This window comes from Lentzea fradiae (assembly GCF_900100955.1).
Classification (GTDB): Bacteria; Actinomycetota; Actinomycetes; order Mycobacteriales; family Pseudonocardiaceae; genus Lentzea; species Lentzea fradiae.
On sequence record NZ_FNCC01000006.1, the window covers coordinates 455129 to 474884 of the forward strand.

19 protein-coding genes, 1 tRNA gene and 1 other RNA gene are annotated in these 19756 nt (G+C 70.0%); 8 read left to right on the plus strand and 13 right to left on the minus strand.

Features of this window, described 5'->3' with window-relative positions:
• Positions 1 to 68: 68 nt before the first annotated feature.
• Complete coding sequence (locus tag BLT23_RS16810; RefSeq protein ID WP_245743999.1) at positions 69 to 635, plus strand: TetR/AcrR family transcriptional regulator; 567 nt, start codon at positions 69 to 71, stop codon at positions 633 to 635.
• 182 nt (positions 636 to 817) lie between these two features.
• On the opposite strand, the gene BLT23_RS41660 is transcribed toward BLT23_RS16810, so the two are convergent.
• The 5 genes from BLT23_RS41660 to BLT23_RS16835 form a co-directional block, all read right to left on the minus strand.
• On the minus strand, positions 818 to 1114 hold the full coding sequence (locus BLT23_RS41660) for a hypothetical protein (RefSeq protein WP_245744000.1): 297 nt from the start codon (positions 1112 to 1114) through the stop codon (positions 818 to 820).
• A gap of 1020 nt (positions 1115 to 2134) precedes the next feature.
• The gene (locus BLT23_RS16820; RefSeq protein ID WP_090050210.1) at positions 2135 to 3346 is read right to left on the minus strand and encodes an ATP-binding protein; all 1212 of its coding nucleotides are present in this window, start codon (positions 3344 to 3346) and stop codon (positions 2135 to 2137) included.
• On the minus strand, positions 3343 to 3786 hold the full coding sequence (locus BLT23_RS16825) for a hypothetical protein (protein WP_090050213.1): 444 nt from the start codon (positions 3784 to 3786) through the stop codon (positions 3343 to 3345). Before BLT23_RS16825 ends, BLT23_RS16820 begins: the two co-directional genes overlap by 4 nt.
• A gap of 578 nt (positions 3787 to 4364) precedes the next feature.
• Positions 4365 to 4631, minus strand: a complete 267-nt coding sequence (locus BLT23_RS16830; protein WP_090050215.1) for a WGxxGxxG family protein — start codon at positions 4629 to 4631, stop codon at positions 4365 to 4367.
• 307 nt (positions 4632 to 4938) lie between these two features.
• Positions 4939 to 5011 (minus strand) — tRNA-Ala (locus tag BLT23_RS16835).
• A gap of 123 nt (positions 5012 to 5134) precedes the next feature.
• Here BLT23_RS16835 and BLT23_RS16840 point away from each other — a divergent pair.
• Positions 5135 to 6376 carry a phenylacetate--CoA ligase family protein gene (locus BLT23_RS16840; RefSeq protein ID WP_245744001.1) on the plus strand — a complete coding sequence of 414 codons (1242 nt, stop codon included), beginning with the start codon at positions 5135 to 5137 and terminating at the stop codon, positions 6374 to 6376.
• Here the strand turns inward: BLT23_RS16840 and BLT23_RS16845 are convergent.
• The 3 genes from BLT23_RS16845 to BLT23_RS16855 all read right to left on the minus strand — a co-directional run bounded on the left by BLT23_RS16845 (position 6369) and on the right by BLT23_RS16855 (position 9368).
• Complete coding sequence (locus BLT23_RS16845) at positions 6369 to 7160, minus strand: DsbA family protein (RefSeq protein ID WP_090050217.1); 792 nt, start codon at positions 7158 to 7160, stop codon at positions 6369 to 6371. The two genes, BLT23_RS16840 and BLT23_RS16845, sit on opposite strands and share 8 nt — an antisense overlap.
• A 46-nt stretch (positions 7161 to 7206) precedes the next feature.
• Positions 7207 to 8493, minus strand: a complete 1287-nt coding sequence (locus tag BLT23_RS16850; protein ID WP_090050219.1) for an MFS transporter — start codon at positions 8491 to 8493, stop codon at positions 7207 to 7209.
• Positions 8494 to 8558: 65 nt separating this feature from the next.
• Positions 8559 to 9368: a GNAT family N-acetyltransferase gene (locus BLT23_RS16855; RefSeq protein WP_218133774.1), complete on the minus strand. Its 810-nt coding sequence runs from the start codon at positions 9366 to 9368 to the stop codon at positions 8559 to 8561.
• A 171-nt stretch (positions 9369 to 9539) separates the two neighbouring features.
• Here BLT23_RS16855 and hrpB point away from each other — a divergent pair, with 171 nt between their 5' ends.
• From hrpB to BLT23_RS16865, 3 genes are read left to right on the plus strand one after another with little or no spacing between them, the layout of a single operon-like run.
• Positions 9540 to 11807, plus strand: a complete 2268-nt coding sequence (hrpB, locus tag BLT23_RS16860) for an ATP-dependent helicase HrpB (protein WP_090050224.1) — start codon at positions 9540 to 9542, stop codon at positions 11805 to 11807.
• A complete protein-coding gene (locus BLT23_RS42045) occupies positions 11804 to 11932 on the plus strand; it encodes a hypothetical protein (RefSeq protein ID WP_281248849.1) in 129 nt (42 codons plus the stop codon). The genes hrpB and BLT23_RS42045 overlap by 4 nt, the downstream gene beginning before the upstream one ends.
• Positions 11929 to 12531 (plus strand): HD domain-containing protein, encoded by a 603-nt coding sequence (locus tag BLT23_RS16865; protein ID WP_090050225.1) that lies wholly within the window; start codon positions 11929 to 11931, stop codon positions 12529 to 12531. The genes BLT23_RS42045 and BLT23_RS16865 overlap by 4 nt, the downstream gene beginning before the upstream one ends.
• On the opposite strand, the gene BLT23_RS16870 is transcribed toward BLT23_RS16865, so the two are convergent.
• Both BLT23_RS16870 and BLT23_RS16875 read right to left on the minus strand, forming a co-directional pair.
• Positions 12516 to 13928 (minus strand): amino acid permease, encoded by a 1413-nt coding sequence (locus BLT23_RS16870; RefSeq protein WP_090050227.1) that lies wholly within the window; start codon positions 13926 to 13928, stop codon positions 12516 to 12518. The genes BLT23_RS16865 and BLT23_RS16870 overlap by 16 nt on opposite strands.
• A 9-nt stretch (positions 13929 to 13937) precedes the next feature.
• Positions 13938 to 14882, minus strand: a complete 945-nt coding sequence (locus BLT23_RS16875; protein ID WP_090050469.1) for a GlxA family transcriptional regulator — start codon at positions 14880 to 14882, stop codon at positions 13938 to 13940.
• Between the two features lie 53 nt (positions 14883 to 14935).
• Between BLT23_RS16875 and BLT23_RS16880 the strand changes: the two genes are divergently transcribed.
• On the plus strand, positions 14936 to 15856 hold the full coding sequence (locus BLT23_RS16880; protein WP_090050229.1) for a saccharopine dehydrogenase family protein: 921 nt from the start codon (positions 14936 to 14938) through the stop codon (positions 15854 to 15856).
• Positions 15857 to 16011: 155 nt separating this feature from the next.
• Here BLT23_RS16880 and ssrA read toward each other — a convergent pair.
• Positions 16012 to 16384: a transfer-messenger RNA gene (gene ssrA, locus BLT23_RS16885) on the minus strand.
• A 121-nt stretch (positions 16385 to 16505) separates the two neighbouring features.
• Here ssrA and BLT23_RS16890 point away from each other — a divergent pair.
• Both BLT23_RS16890 and BLT23_RS16895 read left to right on the plus strand, forming a co-directional pair.
• A complete protein-coding gene (locus BLT23_RS16890) occupies positions 16506 to 17744 on the plus strand; it encodes a sensor histidine kinase (RefSeq protein ID WP_425434387.1) in 1239 nt (412 codons plus the stop codon).
• Entirely contained in the window at positions 17732 to 18373 is a 642-nt protein-coding gene (locus tag BLT23_RS16895) for a response regulator transcription factor (protein ID WP_176946780.1), read from the plus strand. The genes BLT23_RS16890 and BLT23_RS16895 overlap by 13 nt, the downstream gene beginning before the upstream one ends.
• Here BLT23_RS16895 and BLT23_RS16900 read toward each other — a convergent pair.
• A complete protein-coding gene (locus BLT23_RS16900) occupies positions 18358 to 19155 on the minus strand; it encodes an amidohydrolase family protein (RefSeq protein ID WP_245744002.1) in 798 nt (265 codons plus the stop codon). The two genes, BLT23_RS16895 and BLT23_RS16900, sit on opposite strands and share 16 nt — an antisense overlap.
• Positions 19156 to 19263: 108 nt before the next feature.
• On the minus strand, positions 19264 to 19740 hold the full coding sequence (gene smpB / locus BLT23_RS16905; RefSeq protein ID WP_090050233.1) for an SsrA-binding protein SmpB: 477 nt from the start codon (positions 19738 to 19740) through the stop codon (positions 19264 to 19266).
• Between the last annotated feature and the right edge of the window lie 16 nt (positions 19741 to 19756).

Genomic DNA, 19756 nt, shown 5'->3' on the forward strand with positions numbered 1-19756 from the left:
ACGGGGTTCCTCACCGCTGCTAGATTCAGCCCGGAACATCGTTCAGTGATCCAGGAAGCCATCTGATCGTGACGGAGCCCGCGGCGAAACCGCCCACCCACCGGCAGCAGGAAGTCCAGCGCAACTTCGACGCCTTGGTGGCCGCCGCGACCGAGGTCTTCGCGACCGAGGGCATGGACGCCCCGGTCCGCAAGATCATCGCCGCGGCGGGCGTCGGCGCGGGCACCTTCTACCGCCACTTCCCCGACCGCTCCGACCTGATCACGGCGGTCTTCCGGCACGAGGTCGACGTCTGCGTCAAGACCGCCGACTCCCTCGCCGACCAGCACGAACCGGTCGAGGCGCTGACCCGCTGGATGCGGCAGGTCACCGCGTTCATCTCCGACAAGTACGGCCTCAAGCCGGCCATGCACTCCGGCGAACCCGCCTACCGGCGCCTGCCCACGTACTTCCTGGAGAGCTTCACCCCCGTGCTCGCGCGGTTCCTCGACGCCGCCGCGGCCACCGGGAAGATCCGGACGGACATCGCCCCGGACGACCTGATGCGCGTTCTCAGCGGCATCGCCGCACCGGACGACCACGCCTTCACGCAGCGCATGATCGACCTCCTCGTCGACGGCCTGCGCCACAAGTAGCTCGCGGCACCATCGTCCACTCAGGACAGAAAACTCTGACCCGAGCCGGGCGTTCAGGGTTCGCAAGCCCTCTTCGTCACCGGCTGAAGATCCGCTGGCCGAGTGACGGGTCGCATGGTCAGTTGCCGACGACGTCGGAGGCAGGCAGACCTGCCTCCGACGTCCACAAGCGACAGTCCCGCTCAGCCACCGGCAGCCGGCTCGGTGGTGCCCTCCGGCCGCCACGGTGCCGGACGCGGGTCCTGGCCACCGAACTGGACCACCCGGTCCCAGACCCAGTCGGCCATCGACGCCGCGACAGGCTCGTCGGGCTGTCCCGGCCTGCGCTTGACCAGCGCGCCGAACGCGACGGCGACCAGGTACGCCCCGGCGTCGTCGGTCATCACCTGCTCCCAGATCTCGTTCTCCGGCCAGTCCGGGTGCGCTGCCTGGTCGGCCTCGATCCCGGCGTCCATGGCGATGATCTCGGCCGCCGACATCAGGCGGAACGGCTCGGCCAGGCCCCAGGCCCCAGGCGGCGCCGGAGCCGGGCGGCTGGCCGTTGTGCCAGGTCAGCAGCTCCTTCGCGACCATGGAGCCGACCTTGGCGTCGCCCTCCCCCAGGTCGGCGGCCCCGGCTCCCGGTCGCAGCGTGGCGCGCAGACCGGCCGGCATCACCTCGTCCAGCGCCACCAGGGCGGAGCCCAGGTCGATGCCGAGCTTCTCGTCGCGGAGCTGCTGCCACGCCATCTCGAGCGCGCCGCTGCGGCGGATGTCGTCCAGGGTGATGTCCTGGGCACTCGCCCTCTCGACGATCTCCAGCATCGTCTTGGCCATCCCCACCATGCTCTGCAGCAGGTCATCGGTCGGGTCCTCGCGCAGCAGCCGGAGACCGAGCTGTTCGGCGTCGGCGAACCGGTACTGCGTGAGGTAGGACCAGCCGAGCATCAGGGCGATGTCGGCGTTCGCCGCGTCGGCACGCATGGCCTCCTCGGCCGCGGCGGAGAACCGGTGGGGCGGCGCGAGGGTGGCCAGCAGGTACTCCGCCCGCCGCCCGAGCGCTCTCGGGAGCTCGTCCTGCGTCATCCGCGCGCACAGCGCCACCGCCTCGTCGAGCTGGTGCCACCCTTTCTCGTGCTCTCCGGCGGACGCCCGGGCGAGACCCAGCTCCATCCAGTCGTCCCAGTCCTCCTGCTCCTCGTCCAGCACGACGCGTGCCCACCGCAGTGCTTCGGCGTGGTCGTGCCCGGCCAGCGCCAGGCGCCGCAGGCCGCGTGCCGCGTTGATGAACTGGCCGTCACGGCGGCCGATCACCTGGAGGAAGAGCCGCCGCGCCTCGTCGACGTCGTCGCAGAACTCGCGGTGGCTGGCGAGCAGGAGCAACGGGGTGCTGCGCTCGGGCTGGGCAGCGGCCACCCGCAGTGCCAGCTCGGCGACCTTGGGATGCGTGGGCTGCGCCGAGAAGAGCTCCCAGGCGAGGTCCAGGTCCCGCTCGACGGCTTCCGCGTCGTCGGCGACGCTCATCGCATACCTCGCTTCACCCGGTACGCCCGGAGCTGGTCGAAGGTGCCGTCGTCGACGCCGTACTCCAGCACCGGCGCCACCTGGTCGAGCCAGGACGTCGTGGACGGGACGATGCCGCCGACAGCGGCCAGCACCGCGTCGGTGGTGACCGGCACCAGCTCACCCCTGCTCATCGACTCGACCATCGCCTGTTGCAGCACGGTGGTCGTCAGGTGGCTGAGGTCGGCACCGGAGAACCCTTCCGTAGCCGCGGCGACCGCCACGACGTCGACCTCGGCGGCGGGCTTGCCCTCCAGCGCCCGCGCGACGATCGCCGCCCTGGCGACCGCGTCCGGCGGCAGCACCAGCACCGTCTTGTCGATCCGGCCAGGACGGCGCAGCGCCGAGTCGATGTCCCACGGCCGGTTCGTCGCGGCCAGGAAGTAGACCCCGTCGTTCACGCTGGCCACGCCGTCGAGCTCTTCCAGCAGCTGGGTGACCAGCATCCGCATCGTCTGCGAGCCGCCACCACCGGAGGTGCGCCGGCCACCGAGCGCGTCGAACTCGTCGAAGAAGATCACACACGGCGCCGCGGCGCGGGCGTGGCGGAACACCCCCTGGATCGCCTTCTCGCTCTCGCCGATCCACTTGCTGAGCAGGTCCGCGAGAGTCACGTGGATGAACGCCGCGCCGAGATCACCCGCGATCGCCTTGGCGATGAACGTCTTGCCGCAACCGGGCGGGCCGTACATCAGCAGCGACCCACCAGGCTTCTGCCCGAACGCCGCCGCCAGCTCGGGATTGCGCAGCGGCGCCAGGAAAGCGGTGTCGAGATGCCGCTTGACCTCGGAGAGACCAGCGACGTCGGACAGCGTCACCGCAGGCCGTTCAACCTCCCACAGCGACGACACCCCGGCGCCGCTGTCGTCACGGTCCTGGTCGCCCGGCACCGGCACCCGAGACCGCACAGCCGGCCTGGCTGGAGGCGCCGCGGCCTCAGCAGGCGGCGGCGGGTTCGAAGAACGCAACCGCGCCGCCATCAACCGAGCGCGCAACACACGAGCCCGCGCCGGATCACCACCATGCGCCTCGAACGCGTCGAGTTCAACGCCGGCACGCGCCGGATCCTGCTCCAGCAACAATGTGACGAAGTCCTCCCGCAACGCCAGGTTGTTCGGATCCGCCGCCACCTCGCGCGCGATCACCTCGACAAAATCGTCACCGCTCACCGTTCGCCCCCTTCGACCCAGCCCTTGAGCAACCCCAGATTCGCCAGCGGGATGTAGCGACCGAGCCGCGGATGGTCGAGCACAACACCGACGACACCGGCCCTGCCGAACGAGGCGACGTAGTCGATCGCGGCAGGCATCGGCACACCGAACAACGGCACCGCAGCACCGTCCGAGCCGGACAGTCCCAACGTGCGAGCGGCTTCGTCCGCCCTCACAGCGCTGCTGTAGAGGCAGATCATCGTGCCCTGCTCGGCAGCCACACCATAGGGCCGCGGCTGGTCAGCGGAACCCCGCGCGATGAAGAACCAGTGCCCCAACCCGGTCACCTGCCGCCACAACGCGATCTCCGCCGACGTGTCCCCCGCGGGCGCTGCTCTGACCGCCTCGTCGAGACGGTCCAGCTCGGCGACCATCTCGGGGTCGTTGTCTCTGGTCATTCGGTTCTCTCTCGTCTGGTCAGGCGTCCGCGATCATGAGCGCACGGACCCGCCCGGTTCCACACCAGAGAAACATGCCGCCGATCACGGCGAACAGGCGGTTCGCCATGTCGGCGACGACCAGCTCTCAGCCCGGCCAGGTGAGCTTCGCAAGTCGTCACCGCCCTCAGTGCCGCCGAGGTCTACTCGCACGTTGCACCCGAAGCCGCACAACGAAGTCAGCCAGCGCTCCACACCGCCGGCGAAACGCACCGCCGAACCGCACGGCTGCAAAGGAAACGTCCGGCTTCCCGCGTCCCTCACCGTCGAGGCGCCCAGCCGGACACGGCAAAGATCGCCCGCCGAATCCGTTCACACGGATCAGCAGGCGATCGACGATCAGGTGACCCGAGGTGAACGGCATGCCGCGCACCTCGGGTCCCTCACTACAGCACGACGTTCAGCAGAACGGTGAGCAGGACCGACAGCACCACCGAGACCACCAGCATCGTCAGGCATCCCGCACGGCCACCCAGAAACTCGACCCGGGTGTTGCCGAAGCGCATGACCAGCCCCCGTCCCGGCCGCCCCCGCTCGCGTCACCGCCCCATGGTGCGGTCGGTGTGGCCGGTGACCTGCTGCCGCTTGCGTCCCGCCAAGCCCGCCAGGCCCAGCAGACCGAGGAGGCCCAGCCAGCCCCAGTTGCCGTTGCTGTCGTTGTCGTCGTTGTTGTCGTTGTTGTCCTGGGCCGTCACCACCGTCGTGCCGCGCGGTGTGGCCTCGTCGGCGAGCGCCGAGGCCGCCGGTGCTCCCGCCAGAGCCGTGCCGAGAACGAGTACAGCAATGAGCCGCTTCGCGGTGTCCATGTCGTCTCCTCTGGGCGATCGTTGTCCAGAGGTGCTGGGTACCGCCGAAAAGACCGTCCATGTGCCGATCGGCGAAGGCCACTCCTTCGAGTGGTGCGCTTGGTACCCGCACTTTGTTCGGAGCCCGCCGACCTCCACACCGGGGTGCGGGCAGCAAGACGGCTCCTGCGAGCCGAGTTCGCGTTCATCGCGCGCCCTCGGTCACCAGACCGTCCGAAGACGATGACGGATGCCACCACCTGTACACAACATGCGAAAGAGCGGTACCCGGAGCCGGGTACCGCTCTTTCGCATGTTGTGTCATTTGTGGAGCTGAGGGGACTCGAACCCCTGACCCTCACACTGCCAGTGTGATGCGCTACCAGCTGCGCCACAGCCCCTTGAAGGTCCACGTTCCCGGGAGGTTTCCCCCTCGTTCTCGTGTGGCAATACCGTACATCACCCCTGCCAGAAGATGAAAATCGGGGGTATCCAAAGCGCATTCGGCCTGGTAGGACCGGGTGATGACCGCCGCAGAGCCGTTCGACCCCAAGATCGAGTGCATGGACCCCGAGGCCCGCCGCGAGCTGCAGGAACAGCGGCTCAGAGGGCTTGTCGACCGCCTTCTGGGGACCGACAACCTCCAGGGCGCCAGGCTCAGGCAAATCGGAGTGACTCGCGGCACAGATGTCAGTCTCGACGAGCTGCACCTGCTGCCGACGATCACGAAGCAGGACCTGTGGGACCACTACCCGTTCGGGCTTCAGCTCGCGCCGCAGGAGGAGATCGTCTGCGTCCACGGGTCGTCGGGGACGGGTGGGCGGCCGACGCTCATCCCCTACACCGCCGGCGATGTCGAGATCTGGGCCGAGGTGATGGCCAGGGCGTTGAGGGGCGCGGGGGCCACGGAGAGGTCCGTCATCCACAACGCGTACGGCTACGGGCTCTTCACGGGCGGGCTGGGGGTGCACCACGGTGGCCTGAGGTTGAAGGCGACGGTCATCCCCATGTCGGGTGGCATGACGGAGCGGCAGGTGCGGCTGATCAACGATCTGCGGCCCGATGTGCTCTGCTGCACGCCGTCGTACGCGCTGAGGCTCGCGGAGGATCTCGGGGAGACGAGCATCCAGGTCGGGGTCTTCGGGGCCGAGCCGTGGACTGACGAGATGCGGCACGAGATCGAGCGGCGGCTCGGGATCCGGGCGTTGGACATCTACGGGCTGTCGGAGGTCATCGGGCCGGGTGTGGCGTGTGAGTCGCTTGACTCCGAAGGGCTTCTCAACATCGCCGAGGACCACTTCTACCCGGAGACGGTCGACGGGGAGCTGGTCTTCACGACGCTCACGAAGACCGGACTGCCGTTGTTGCGGTACCGCACGGGGGATGTGGCGACGCTGCACGAGCCGGCCGGGCAGCGGACGTTGCGGAGGATGAGCAAGCTCAAGGGGCGCAAGGACGACATGCTCGTCATCCGCGGGGTGAACGTGTTCCCGACGGAGATCGAGGCTGTCGTGCTCGATCTCACGAGCAGCCCGCACTACCTGATCGTCGAGGACCGGCGAACGACCACGGCTCAGTTGCACGTGGCGGTCGAGTCCACACTGGACGTCGGGGAGCTGCTTGCCGGGAAGCTGAAGGAACGGCTGGGGGTCACGTGCCGGGTGCACGTGCTGGAGCCGGGGAAGCTGCCTCGCACGGAGGTCGGGAAGGCGCAGCGCCTGGCCCGGTGGTCGCAGGGCCAGGCGCCGGTCGACGGGCTCAGCTAGCGAGGTCGGAGAGCCAGTTCTTGTTGTCCAGGTCGACGAGCTTGCCGTTGGCGGCGACGCTGGGGGTGCCGCGGAAGCGGCCGGTCTCGGCGTCGCGCAGGACAGGGTCGTTGCTGGTCTTCGACATCAGGGCGTCCAGCTCGGACTTGTAGGTCTGGTTGCGCACGCACGGCTCGAAGTCCGCGGAGGTGACGCCGACGTCCTTGCCCAGCTTGATCAGCTGGTCCTGGGTGTAGCCGGCGTCGCCTTCCTCGGGCTGCGTGGCGAACAGGGCCGCGTGGAAGGCGTTGAACTTGCCGTCGTCGGCGACGCACAGGGCGGCGTTGGCCGACTCCGTGGAGTAGCCCTCTGGCTTCGACAGGCGGTTCAGCATCGGCAGGATGTGGTAGCGGACCTTGACCTTGCCGTCCTCGACCGCGTTCTTGATGTCGGTGCCGTAGGTCTTCTCGAACGTGCCGCAGATCGGGCACAGGAAGTCCTCGTAGACGTCCACGGTGACGGTGGCGGTGTCCTTGCCCACCAGCACGGTGCTGCCGTCGCGGACGGCGGGCGCCGAGATCGTGTGGTCGGCGGGGGCCAGCGGGATCGCGCCGTCGGTGCCGGGGCCGGACGACCTCGACTGGTAGACCACGAACCCGATGACCGCCACGGCCAGCACCGCCACGACGGCGATGCCGGCGATGACCTTGGTCCGATCCGCACCGCCGCCGCTCGCGCCCCTGGCCTGGGTCACCGCAAGCGCGGCCTGCTTCCTCTTCCGCGCACTGCGCTCTGCTCCACCCACGGCGACGAGGGTAGCGACACTCTCTGAAAGAAAGCTGAGCGGGCGATCACGCTTCCGGGTGGCTTGGTTTGCCGCCGACGCGTTCGCCGGTCGGGATCTCGGCGCTCTCGTCGAGGCAGCCGCTCTCGGGCGCGACGGCCTTGGCCGTGTGCTCCTCCTCGTGCGAGGGCAGCGTTTCGGGGGCGCCGATCCAGAAGAGCAGGGACAGCAGCAGCGCGGCGCCGGTGACGGCGAACGAGATCTCGAAGCCGAACGAGTCGGCGAGCAGGCCGGTCAGCATCGGGCCGATGATGGCGCCGAGGTCCGTCACCATCTGGAAGCCCGCGAGGACGGGGCCGCCCTTGCCGCGCGGGCCGATGACGTCGGCCACGACGGCGTTCTGCGGCGGGTTCAGCAGGCCCGCGCCCATGCCCGCGACCAGCGAGGCGGCCATGAACGTCCACAGGCTCCCGGTGAAGCCCATGTAGACGGTCGCGGCGCCGCTGACGAACAGGCCGGCCATGGCGACGGGCTTGCGGCCGCGGGTGTCGGCGATCCGGCCGGACAGGAACAGCATCGCGGCGTTGCCGGCGGCGAACACGGACATCGAGATGCCTGCCACGACCGCGCTGTGCTTCAGCGCCTCGATGACGAACACCGGCACGAGCGAGATCCGCACGCCGAAAACGGCCCAGCCGTTGGCGAACCCGGAGGCCAGTGCCGCGCGGTAGGCGCCGTGGCGGACGGCTTCGCGCATCGACATCGGCGCTTCGGTGTTGGTCTTGTCCAACGCCGTGAGCGTCGACCGGCGAAGGAAGAACCAGACGACGAACGCCGCGACGCACAGCAGCAGGCCGTACGACACGAACGGCACCCACAGGCCGAACGGCACGAGGCCGGCGCCGACGATCGGTCCGGCGATGTTGCCGACGAGGAAGCCCGCCGCCCACAGCCCGGACGCACGGCCGCGCATGGGCGCCGGGGTGATCCGGATCAGCAGGCCGAGGGCGGCGACGGTGAACATGGTCGACCCGATACCGGCCATCGCGCGCCACGCCAGCATCTCGGCGTAGCTCGACGCGAACCCGCACATGGCGGTGCCGAGGGCGACGATGAGGATGCCGACGATGTAGACCCGCGGTTCGCCGAACCGGTTGACGAGCCGTCCGCTCATCGGCGCGAACGCGAGCCTGACGAACGCGAAAGCGCTGATCAGAGCCGCCACCGCGGTGTTGCCGACGCCGAACGTCGCCGCGTACACCGGCAGCACGGGTGCGACGATCCCGAACCCGACGGCGATGATGAAACTCGCCGCGACCAGAACCCACACCTCGACCGGCAACCGCTCGCGCACACAGCCTCCTTTAGCCCTGCTAAGGATATGCCACGCAGCAACTAACCATTCCCGCGATCTATTCCTCAGTCGAGCAGCTCGTCGACTCTGCGCACGTAGGCGGTGACGGGATAGGCCGCGACGAACCCGCACGCCTCCGCGAACCGCTCCCCCGGGCCCTCGTCGACCTGTGCGGCCACCAGGTTGGCCCCCGCCGACCGCAGAACGGACACGGCGGACACCACCAGCGACCGCCCGACGCCCCGGCGGCGCCGCGCCGGGCGCACCACGCACTGCTCGACCAGGCCCACGCCGCGTTCGGCGAAGCCCGACACGAACCCGCCGATCCGGTCGCCGTCGTCGACCACCAGCACCGCGCACCGCGGGTCGTCCAGCCGGTGTCCGAGCCAGCGCGACAGCCGCTCGCGGTTGCCGACGAGCTCGTCCGACAGCAGCTCCACGATGCCGGGCAGGTCCGCGTCGACGGCCCGCCTGACCTCGTCGGACTCCGCAGCGGCACCGCGGTGCACGACGGTCTGCAGCTCCTCGACGGCGTACCAGCCGGAGTCGTCGGCGATGCCTTCGATCTCGTCCACGGTCGTCGGCGACGCGTAGACGACGGCCTCGGCGCGGCCGACGTCCGCGAACGTCTGCTCCAGCTGCAGCAGCGTGGACGCGACCTCGACCGACGACCCGTCGAGGGCGCAGCCGAAGTTCCCGGACGGCAGCGGGTTCTCACGGTTGATCACGACAGCGGCGCAGCCGACCCTCCCGACCCGGCCGTAGCGGACGGCGCCGGACGCGAGCCGCGCCCCCTCCACCAGGATCGCGAGCGAGCGGGACTGGTAGGGGTCGAGCAGCTCCGGGTCGTCCGGGTCGCGCAACGGGTCAACCAACGCGGAGGTCCTTCCACTTCTCACCTGGACGCGCGGTCCAGCAGGAACGCCCTGATCGTCGCCCACGACGCCGGGGCGGGCACAGCGGAGGTCCCCGAACCGGCTCCGCGACGACGCCGGGACCATCCCCATGGAACCACCCCGGCACAGCCGCCTGGAAAACTGGACGACGTGCACCTGCCCGACCTCCCGGTCAAGTCCGTCCTGCCCGAGCTCGTCCGCACGCTCGCGGAACGCGGCGCCGCGGTGCTGGTCGCGCCGCCGGGAACCGGCAAGACGACGCTCGTCCCGCTCGCGCTGGAGGGCAAGGTCCTCGTCGCCGAACCGCGCAGGATCGCCGCCCGCGCCGCCGCCGCGCGCATGGCGAGCCTGCTCGGCGAGCCCGTCGGCCACACCGTGGGCTACTCGGTCCGCGGCGACCGCAAGACCAGCAGGCACACCCGCGTCGAGGTCGTGACCAGCGGTCTTCTCGTCCGCAGGCTTCAGCACGACCAGGAGCTGAACGGCGTCGGCACGGTGCTGCTCGACGAGTGCCACGAGCGCCACCTCGACGCCGACCTGCTCCTCACGCTGCTGCTGGACGCCAAGGCGGGTCTGCGCCCGGACCTGCGGATCCTCGCGACGAGCGCCACCGTCGCCGCGCAGCGGCTCTCCGACCTGCTCGACGCCCCGGTGCTGCACACCGAGTCCCGCATGTTCCCGACGGAGATCACCTACGTCCCTCCCACCCGCAACGAGCACATCGAGAACACCGTCGCCAGGGCCATCAGGAAGGCCCTGTCCGAAGTGGACGGCGACGTGCTCGCGTTCCTGCCGGGCGTGCGGGAGATCAACCGCACCGCCCGCCTGCTCGACGTGGAGACCGTGGTCCTGCACGGCCAGCTCAAGGCGCAGGTCCAGGACGCGGCGCTGAAGCGCGGCGACCACCAGCGGGTCGTGCTCGCCACGAGCATCGCCGAGTCCAGCCTGACCGTCCCCGGCGTGCGCGCCGTGGTGGACGCCGGTCTGGCCCGCGTCCCGCGCGTCGACCACCGCCGCGGGCTGGCCGGTCTCGCCACGATCCGCGTGTCCCAGGCCGTCGCCGAGCAGCGCGCCGGGCGTGCGGGACGCGAGGCGCCCGGCCGCGTGTACCGCTGCTGGCCGGAGCACGAGCACTCGACGCTGCCCCGCTACCCGGAACCCGAGATCAAGACGGCCGACCTGACCAGGCTCGCCCTGGAGCTGGCGGTGTGGGGCACCCCGGACGGCAGCGGCCTGAACTGGTGGGACGCCCCGCCGGAGGGTGCGCTCAAGGCCGCCCGGGAGACGCTCGACGCCATCGGCGCGCTGGAACCCGAACGGCGTGACCGCATCGCGAACGTCGGTCTGCACCCGAGGCTCGGCCGCGCCCTCATCGACGGCAGCGCGCTCGTGGGCAACCGCACCGCCGCCGAGGTCGTCGCACTGCTCGACGACAGCACGCACCCGTCGACGACCGACCTCGCGACCGCGCTGAAGTCGCCCGGCAAGTGGCGCCAGGAGGTCAAGAAGCTGGAGAAGCTCGGCAGCAACCCGGCGGGCACCGGTGACGCGGCGCTCGTCGTGGCGCTCGCCTACCCGGAGCGGCTCGCGAAACGCCGGTCCAAGAACAGCAACGTCTACCTGATGGCCAACGGCACGGCCGTCGAGCACTCCGACTCGTACAACAAGTGGCTGGCCATCGCCATCGCCGACCGCGAGCCGGGCAGCAAGCACGGCCGCGTCCGCCTCGCCGCCCCCGCCGACGAGGAGCTGGCCATCACCGCCGCCAGTGCGCTCGTGCACACGGTCGACGACATCCGGTGGCAAGGCGACGTTGTCGCGAACGAGGTCCGCAAGCTCGGCGCGATCACCCTCGACGAGCGTCCGCTGCGCGACCTCGCGAAGGCACAGCAGGCACTCCGGCTGGGCCTGGAGACCGAGGGCCTGGGCCTGCTGAAGTGGACCGACGCGGCGAACCGGCTGCGCGAGCGCATGGCGTTCCTGCACCGCACCCGCGGCTGGCCGAGCGTCGACGACGAGGCCCTGGTCCGCTCGATCGACCTGGGGAAGGCGAAGAAGCGCTCCGACCTCGCCAAGATCGACACGGTGGCGCTGCTGCGGAACCTGCTGCCGTGGCCGGAGGCGGAGGAGCTCGACAAGCTCGCGCCCGAACGCATCGGCCAGGGCAAGGTCGACTACACCCAGGACCAGCCGGTGCTGTCCGTGCGCATCCAGGACGCGATGAAGTGGGCCGACACCCCGCAGATCGCGGGCGTCCCGGTGGTGGTGCACCTGCTCTCCCCCGCCGGGCGGCCCACCGCCGTCACGAGCGACCTCAGGTCGTTCTGGCGCAACGGTTACCTGCGCGTGCGCAGCGAGCTGAAGGGCCGCTACCCCAAACACCACTGGCCGGAACGCCCGTGGGACAGGAGCAGGTGAGCCTCGATCTCCGCCGCCCGGCTCGACGAAGCCTTGCGCGGGTGGGGGACGTCCGGCGGATGATGCACCGGGCGGCCGGCGCCACGGCCGTCGCGGACGTCGCCGAGGAGGAGCTGTCGCGGTGAGGAAGATCTGGGACGACGCGGTCCGCACGCTCGGGGGCACCCCCGACGCGGGTGACCTGATGGAGCGTTACGCGGAACCGCACCGGGCCTACCACAACACCTTCCACGCGGTGTCCGTGGTGCGCGACTCCTCCGCGCTGGCCGACGCGTTCGCGTTCTCGGTGGAGGAACGCGCCGTCCTCGCGCTGGCGGCCTGCGCGCACGACGTGATCTACGACAGCAAGCCGGGCGAGGACGAACGCGCGTCCGCCGCGTGGGCCAGGGAACGCCTGGCGGGCCTGGAAGAGGAGCACATCGCCCGCGTCGAGTCGCTGGTGCTGGCCACGATCACGCACTCGTCCGACGACCCGCTGGCGCACGTGCTGCTCGACGCCGACCTCGCCATCCTCGGCTCGGAGCCGGAGCACTACGACCGCTACAGCGCCGCCGTGCGCCAGGAGTACTCCCAGTACGAGGACGCGGTGTGGCGCGCGGGACGGGCGAAGGTGCTCCGGTCGCTGCTCGACCGCGAGGACCTGTACGTGACCGAGCCCGCACGGCGGCTGTGGGACGGCGCCGCGCGGGCCAACCTCGCCCGCGAGCTTCAGTCGCTCTCCTGAACCTCCAGCCGTGCCCTGCGCACGCTGTACCCGAAGTAGATGACGAACCCGAGCACCATCCAGGCGAGGAACGCGACCCACGTGTCGAGTCCGAGGCTGAACATCATGTAGAGGCAGAACCCGAGGCCCAGCAGGGGCGTCACCGGGGAGAACGGCACGCGGAAGCCGCGTTCGCGGTCCGGCTCGGTGCGGCGCAGGATGATCACCGCGACGTTGACCAGCGCGAACGCGAACAGCGTGCCGATGCTGGTCGCGTCCGCCAGCGCCCCCAGCGGCACCAGGGCGGCGAGCACGGCGATGAACAGGCCGACCAGGACCGTGTTCGCGAACGGCACGCCGGTGCGCGGGCTGAGCTTCGAGAAGAGCGACGGCACGAGCCCGTCACGCGACATGGCGTAGAGGATGCGCGTCTGTCCGTAGAGGACGGTCAGCACGACGCTGGTGATGGCCACGACGGCACCGATCGACAGCAGGATCGGCCAGATCGCACCGCTCACGTTGTCCGTCAGCACCCGGCTCAGCGCGGCCTCGGTGCCCTCGAACGACTGCCACGGCATCGCACCGATGGCGGCGAGGGCGACCGCGCAGTACAGCGCGGTGACGACGACCAGCGAGATGATGATCGCGCGCGGCAGGTCGCGCTGCGGGTTGCGCGCTTCCTCACCGGCGGTCGACGCGGCGTCGAACCCGATGTAGGAGAAGAACAACGTGGCCGCGCCGGCGCTCATGCCCGCGAGCCCCAGCGGGAACAACGGCTGCAGGTTGCCCGCCTTGAACGCGGTGAACGCCACCGCGCAGAACATCACCAGCGCGCCGATCTTCACCCACACCAGGACCGTGTTCGTGCGCGCACTGCCCTTGGCGCCGCCGAGCAGCACCAGCATCGACAGCACCACGACCAGCACCGCGGGGACGTTGACGATCCCGCCCGCCCCCGGCGGCTGGCTCAGCACGTCGGGAATCCGCACGCCCAGCACGAGGTGGAGCAGCTCGTTGACGTACTGCCCCCAGCCGACCGCGACCGCCGCGACCGACACCCCGTACTCCAGCACGAGGCACCAGCCGCACACCCACGCGACGATCTCGCCGAGCGTCGCGTAGGTGTAGGAGTACGACGACCCCGACGCCGGGATGAGGCCCGCGAGCTCGGCGTAGGACAGCGCGGAGAACAACGCGGTGATGCCCGCCAGCACGAACGACACGACGATCGCGGGCCCGGCGAGCGGCACCGCCTCCCCCAGCACGACGAAGATGCCGGTGCCGAGCGTGGCGCCGATGCTGATCATCGTCAGGTGGCCGACGCCCATCGTGCGCCTGAGGTCGCCGCCGGGGTGGGTCAGCTGGTCGATCGGCTTGCGCCGCAACACGCGCGCCCCGATGCGCTGTCCGTTGCTCATCCGGTCAACCTATCCGCCACCGGCCGGACGAAAGGTGCGACGGTACGTGTCCGGAGGCACACCCACCGTTCGGTGGAAGTGCCTGCGCAGCGTCGTGGCGGTGCCCATGCCGGACGCCTCGGCGATCTGGTCGACGCTGTCGTCCGTCCTCTCCAGCAGCTCCTGCGCCCGCCGGATGCGCTGGGCGTGCAGCCACTGCAACGGCGTCGTGCCCGTGACGGCCCGGAACAACCGCGCGAGGTGCCGCGAGCTCACGTTCACCTGCCGGGCCAGGTCCTCGACCGTGATCACCTGGTCGAGCCGCCCCGACACCCAGTCGAACAGCTCGGTGAGCGGATGCCCCTCCCCGGACGGCACCGGCGCCAAGACGAACTGCGCCTGCCCACCGTCCCGATGAGGCGGCACGACAAGCCGCCGCGCAGCCGTGTTGGCCACCGCTGCACCGTGATCGCAGCGGATCAGGTGCAGACTCAAGTCGATCGCCGCAGCCTTGCCCGCACTGGTGAGCACCTGCCCGTTGTCGACGTACAACACGTCCGAGTCGACCTCGACCAACGGATACCGCCGCGCCATCACCTCGGCATGCGCCCAGTGCGTAGTAGCCCGCAGCCCGTCCAACAACCCGGCCTCCGCCAGCACGAACGCCCCCGTGCACAACGACACGATCCGCGCCCCCGCCTCATGGGCCGCCCGCACCGCTTGGACAAGCTCCAAGTCGATCGGCGCGTCCACATCGGCAACAGACGGCACGACCACAGTGCTGGCGCGAGCAAGGTCTCCAAGCGGCAAGTCGGGCTCAACCGTGAACCGCCCGACGCGAACCGGCGCGTCCCCGCAGACAACCACCTCGTAGTCGAGCTGCGGAGCGGCAAAGACCTCATACACAGCAGTCAGCTCGAAGTGCAGCATCCCGTCCGCGACAGCAAACGCCAACATGTCCGAAACTGTACGCATCACGTCGTTCCAGACACTGTCCGGCACCACCCCCGCCCCGTTGAATACTCCACATGGGACACAAGATCGCGGTCTACGGCGCCTCCGGCCACACGGGCCGTTTCGTACTGGCAGAACTGACCAGCCGGGGCCACACCCCACTCCCCTTGGGCCGAGCCCAAGCCAGGGCCGACGACCCGGATGCCCTCGACCGCGCCTTGGCGGGCGCGGACGCCCTGATCAACACCGCTGGCCCGTTCGCGGTGACCGGTCTCCCCCTGCTGGCGGCAACGGAACGAGCGAACATCCCGTACGTGGACGTAGCCGCCGAAATCGAAGCAAACGCCGACACCTTCGCCCGAGGCGCCACAATCCCAGCCGTCCCGGCCATGGCCTTCTTCGGCGGCCTGGCAGACCTCCTGGCAACAGCAGCGATGGCCGACTGGCCCTCAGCCGACTCCGCCCACATCGCCTACGGCCTGAGCAACTGGCAACCCACCCCGGGCACGCTGACCGCGGGCCAAGTCTCCAAAGACCGCCGAGCCGGCCAACGAGTCCGCTACCAGGACAACAAGCTCCAGTACCACGACAACCCCCTGCCAACGCTGCACTGGAACTTCCCCAGCGGCCCGCGCGAGGTGATCGCCGAGTTCTCGATGGCCGACGTAGTCACGATCCCCAGCCACCTGAAGATCCCGACAGTGACCTCGTACATGTCCACAACAGCAGCACAGGGCCTGAGCAAAGGCTCCAAACGCGAAGTCCCGGAAACCTTCGAGGTGGACGTGCAGATCCGACGAGGCACAGAAACCCGCCGCCTGACCGCAACGGGCAAGGACATCTACGCGGTAACCGCCCCACTGGCAGCAGAAGCAACAGAACGCCTGCTAACCGGCAGGTTCACCACGACCGGCGTCGCCTCAGCAGGCCACATGTTCACCCCGGACGACTTCCTGGCAGCCCTGGCACCCACCATCACAACCCAGATGTGGTGACCCCGGACATGGTGAAGGCCCCAACGCTGCGAAGCAGCAAGGGGCCGGGGGGTCCGGGGGGCGAAGCCCCCCCGGCCGGGGTCTGGGGGCTGGGCCCCCAGAGAACACGCGGAACGAAGGTCGGCGAGCGCATCCCGCGAGCATGCGTCGCCCATGAGTGGAGGTGCCGGGAATCGAACCCGGGTCCTGTGGCGGCTCATCAGGGCTTCTCCGTGCGCAGTCCGCTCTGTCTCTGCTCGGCCCCACCAGTCACGCGGACGAGCTGGTGTGACGGGCCCAGTCGCTGTGAGTGTCCCGAACAGGCCCCGCGACCGGGTCTGCTGGTAAGCCCTCTAGCTGATGCCGGACTCTAGGCCGAAGGCGCTCCTAGGCCGACAGCGTTGCTACTCGCCTCAGGCGGCGAGAGCGAACGCGCGCTTGTCGTTAGACTCGGCGCTTATTGGTTTGCGATGACGCTTGCGGTGGTCTCTCGCCTGCACCGGCACGCTTCCCCTGAATCAACGTCCACAGTCGAAACCGTTCACCCCCTTGTAGTGGTACGCCTAGCATAACGACTGGGGCCACCGAGTTCTTCCCGAGGCAGGTAGGGCTGGCCCCACCTCCGATCTCCCGGCTAGCCACATGGTCTCTGACCAGCGGTAACGACAGCATGGACACCATGAGGAAACCGAACGCGCTCGCAGCCGGGTTCTACCTGCTGACCAACCTGGTGACCGGCATCCTGTGGTTCACCCTCGCCGTCGTGCTGACCGCCGTCGGGTTCGCCACAGCGGTCGTGGGGGTGGGTCTGCCGCTGTTGTGGCTCGCGATGAACGTGGTGCGCGGCGGTGCGACGGTGGAGCGGGCGTGGGTTCGGTCGGCGTTGGGCACGGAGGTTCCTCGTCCGTACCGCGACAAGGCGGACGGCTCGCTGTGGCAGCGGGCGAAGGCCCAGTTCACCGATCCGGCGACGTGGCGCGACTACGGGTACTTCCTGCTCCTGCTGCCGGTGGGTGCTTTGGAGTTCACGGCCGTGGTGGCGATGTGGTCGGTCGTGGCGGCGTTCGCGGGTATACCGTTCTGGATCGGTGAGGCGCCGTTCGCGGTGGTCGTGGGTGACTTCTGGACGATCGACTCGTTCTCGTCGGCGTGGCCGATCTCGCTGGTCGGGCTGGCGCTGGTCCCGTTCGCGGTGATGGGCACCCGGTCGCTGGGCGCGCTGCACGGCAGGATGGCCCGTGCGCTGCTGGGGCCGACGCGGGCGGACCAGCTGGCCGTCGAGGCGGAGCGGCTCCAGTCGAGCCGGGCGCGTGGCGTGGAGGCGGCCGAGGCGGAGCGGCGGCGCATCGAGCGCGACCTGCACGACGGGGCGCAGCAGCGGCTGGTGGCCGTGGCCATGGGCCTGGGCCGGGCCAAGTCGAAGCTGGAGACGGATCCGGAGAGCGCGGCGGCGTTGATCGCGGAGGCGCACGCGGACGCGAAGCTCGCCATCAGGGAGCTGCGGGACCTGGCTCGGGGCATCTACCCGTCGGTGCTGGGCGACCGCGGTCTCGACGCGGCGCTGTCCGCGCTGGCGGCGCGCGTGCCGATCGAGGTCGACCTCCAGGTGGACGTGGAGCCGCGGCCGCCGACGGCGGTGGAGAGCGCCGCGTACTTCACCGTGGGCGAGGCGCTCACGAACATCACCAAGCACTCGAACGCCACGAAGGCGACCGCGCGGGTCACGCGGGTGGAGACGGGCGTGCTGGTGGAGGTCACGGACAACGGTCAGGGCGGTGCGGAGCTGAGGCCGGGTGGTGGGCTCGCGGGTCTCGCGGACCGGGCTGCCACGATCGACGGTGTGGTCGTCGTCGTCAGCCCTGCCGGAGGGCCGACCGTGATTCGAGCGGAGTTGCCGTGCGCGTGGTGATCGCCGAGGACTCGGTGCTGCTGAGGGAGGGCGTGCAGAGGCTGCTCGCCGACGAGGGCATCGAGACCGTCGCGGCGGTGGAGGACGGGGACGGCCTGCTGGACGCCGTCACCGAACACAAGCCCGACCTGTGCGTGGTGGACGTGCGGATGCCGCCGACGTTCACCGACGAGGGCCTGCGCGCGGCCATAGAGTGCCGCCGCCGCTATCCGGGGCTGCCGGTGCTGGTGCTGTCGCAGTACGTGGAGGAGCGCTACGCCGTGGAGCTGCTGGCGGGCGGCGCGAGCGGTGTCGGGTACCTGCTGAAGGAGCGGGTGGCCGACGTGAAGGAGTTCGTGGACGCGGTGCGGCGGGTCGCCGACGGCGGCACGAGCATCGACCACGAGGTGATCACCCAGCTGATGGTGCGCAGCAGGAGGAGCCCGGTGGACTCCTTGACCCCGCGCGAACGCGAGGTGCTGGGCCTGATGGCGCAGGGGCTGTCGAACACCGCCATCGCGGCCTCGCTCGTGGTGTCCGACGGCGCCGTGGAGAAGCACGTCGGCAACATCTTCGCGAAGCTCGGCCTGGAGCCGTCGAACTCGGAGCACCGCCGGGTCCGCGCCGTGCTCGCCTACCTCGACAGCTGAAGCAGCCGGGCGCCGTTGTCGTGCAGCACCGCCTGCTCGCCGGCGGCGCCGAGGCCCCACGACCGGACCGCGTCGACCTGGACCTCGTAGGGGTACGGGATGTTCGGGAAGTCGCTGCCCAGCACGACCCGGTCCGCGAGTCCCGCGATCCGCTGCCGCCAGTCGTGCGGCAGCGGCGCCAGCCGTTCGCTGAACGGCGTGCCCACCATCGTCGTGTCGACGTGCACGTTGCGGTAGCGCTCGACGAGGTCCAGCGCGCCCGCGTAGTCGGGCATCCCGGCGTGCGCGAGCACCGCCGTCAGCCGCGGGTGGCGCCGCAGCACCTCCTCGAAGACGGCCAGCCCCGTGAACTCGCCGGGGTACGGGCCGTCGCCGCAGTGCACGACCACCGGAACACCGGCCTCGGCGAGCAGGCCCCAGACGCCGTCCAGGAGCGCGTCACGCGGGTCGAAGGCGCCGACTTGGACGTGCGACTTGAAGCACCGTGCACCGGCCTCCAGGGCCTTGCGCACGTACGCCTCGGCGCCCGGCTCGGGGTAGAACGTCCCGGTCGGCACCGCCTCCGGCACGCGTGCCGCGAAGTCCGCCGCCCAGGAGCTCAGCCACTCGGCCATGCCGGGCTTGTGCGGGTAGACCAAGGGTGCGAACGCGACGACGCCCAGCTCCCGCAGTGCGGTGAGCCGGGCGTTCTCGTCAGTGCGGTACTGGATGAACCAGTCGACACCGGACTCGCGCACGCGGTCGAAGTACGCCCAGACCTTGTCGAGGACGTTCTGCGGCATTCCCGGGGTGCGGGGTGTCCCCGCAGGATGCCGAGGGGCCTTGGGTCCGCGCTGTCCGCGGACAGACCTACCCGGCGACCGAGTGGACATGGATGTCCACCAACGCCATCAGTACCGGCCCTTCAACGCCCGTCCGTGCGCCCTGGCGATCTCGCGGTTCGCGTCGCGCTTCGCGATGTCCTGGCGCTTGTCGTACGCCTTCTTGCCCTTGGCGAGGGCGATCTCGACCTTGACGTAGCCGTCCTTGAAGTACATCTGCAGCGGGATGAGCGACAGACCGGACTCCTTGGTCTTGCCGATCAGTCGCTCGATCTCCGCCTTGTGCAGCAGGAGCTTGCGCTTGCGCCGGACCTCGTGGTTCGTCCAGGTTCCCGCGACGTACTCCGGGATGTGCAGCGCGTGCAACCAGATCTCGCCGTCGTCGACCTGGGCGAAGGCGTCCACGAGGGACGCCCGGCCCATGCGCAGGCTCTTCACCTCGGTGCCGACGAGCTGGATGCCGGCCTCGTAGGTGTCGAGAATGGCCCAGTCGTGCCGAGCCTTGCGGTTCGACGCGATGACCTTCTGCCCGCGTTCCTTGACCATGGGTGCAACTTTACGT

Bases quoted from the DNA above. Each gene is read 5' to 3' on its own strand.
- BLT23_RS16875 (WP_090050469.1), bottom strand. From the start codon at position 14,882: ATGCGTACAGTTTCGGACATGTTGGCGTTTGCTGTCGCGGACGGGATG.
- BLT23_RS16870 (WP_090050227.1), bottom strand. From the start codon at position 13,928: ATGAGCAACGGACAGCGCATCGGGGCGCGCGTGTTGCGGCGCAAGCCG.
- BLT23_RS16840 (WP_245744001.1), top strand. From the start codon at position 5,135: ATGACCGCCGCAGAGCCGTTCGACCCCAAGATCGAGTGCATGGACCCC.
- BLT23_RS16890 (WP_425434387.1), top strand. From the start codon at position 16,506: ATGGACACCATGAGGAAACCGAACGCGCTCGCAGCCGGGTTCTACCTG.
- BLT23_RS16900 (WP_245744002.1), bottom strand. From the start codon at position 19,155: ATGCCGCAGAACGTCCTCGACAAGGTCTGGGCGTACTTCGACCGCGTG.
- smpB (WP_090050233.1), bottom strand. From the start codon at position 19,740: ATGGTCAAGGAACGCGGGCAGAAGGTCATCGCGTCGAACCGCAAGGCT.
- BLT23_RS41660 (WP_245744000.1), bottom strand. From the start codon at position 1,114: ATGTCGGCGGCCGAGATCATCGCCATGGACGCCGGGATCGAGGCCGAC.
- BLT23_RS16880 (WP_090050229.1), top strand. From the start codon at position 14,936: ATGGGACACAAGATCGCGGTCTACGGCGCCTCCGGCCACACGGGCCGT.
- BLT23_RS16825 (WP_090050213.1), bottom strand. From the start codon at position 3,786: ATGACCAGAGACAACGACCCCGAGATGGTCGCCGAGCTGGACCGTCTC.
- BLT23_RS16830 (WP_090050215.1), bottom strand. From the start codon at position 4,631: ATGGACACCGCGAAGCGGCTCATTGCTGTACTCGTTCTCGGCACGGCT.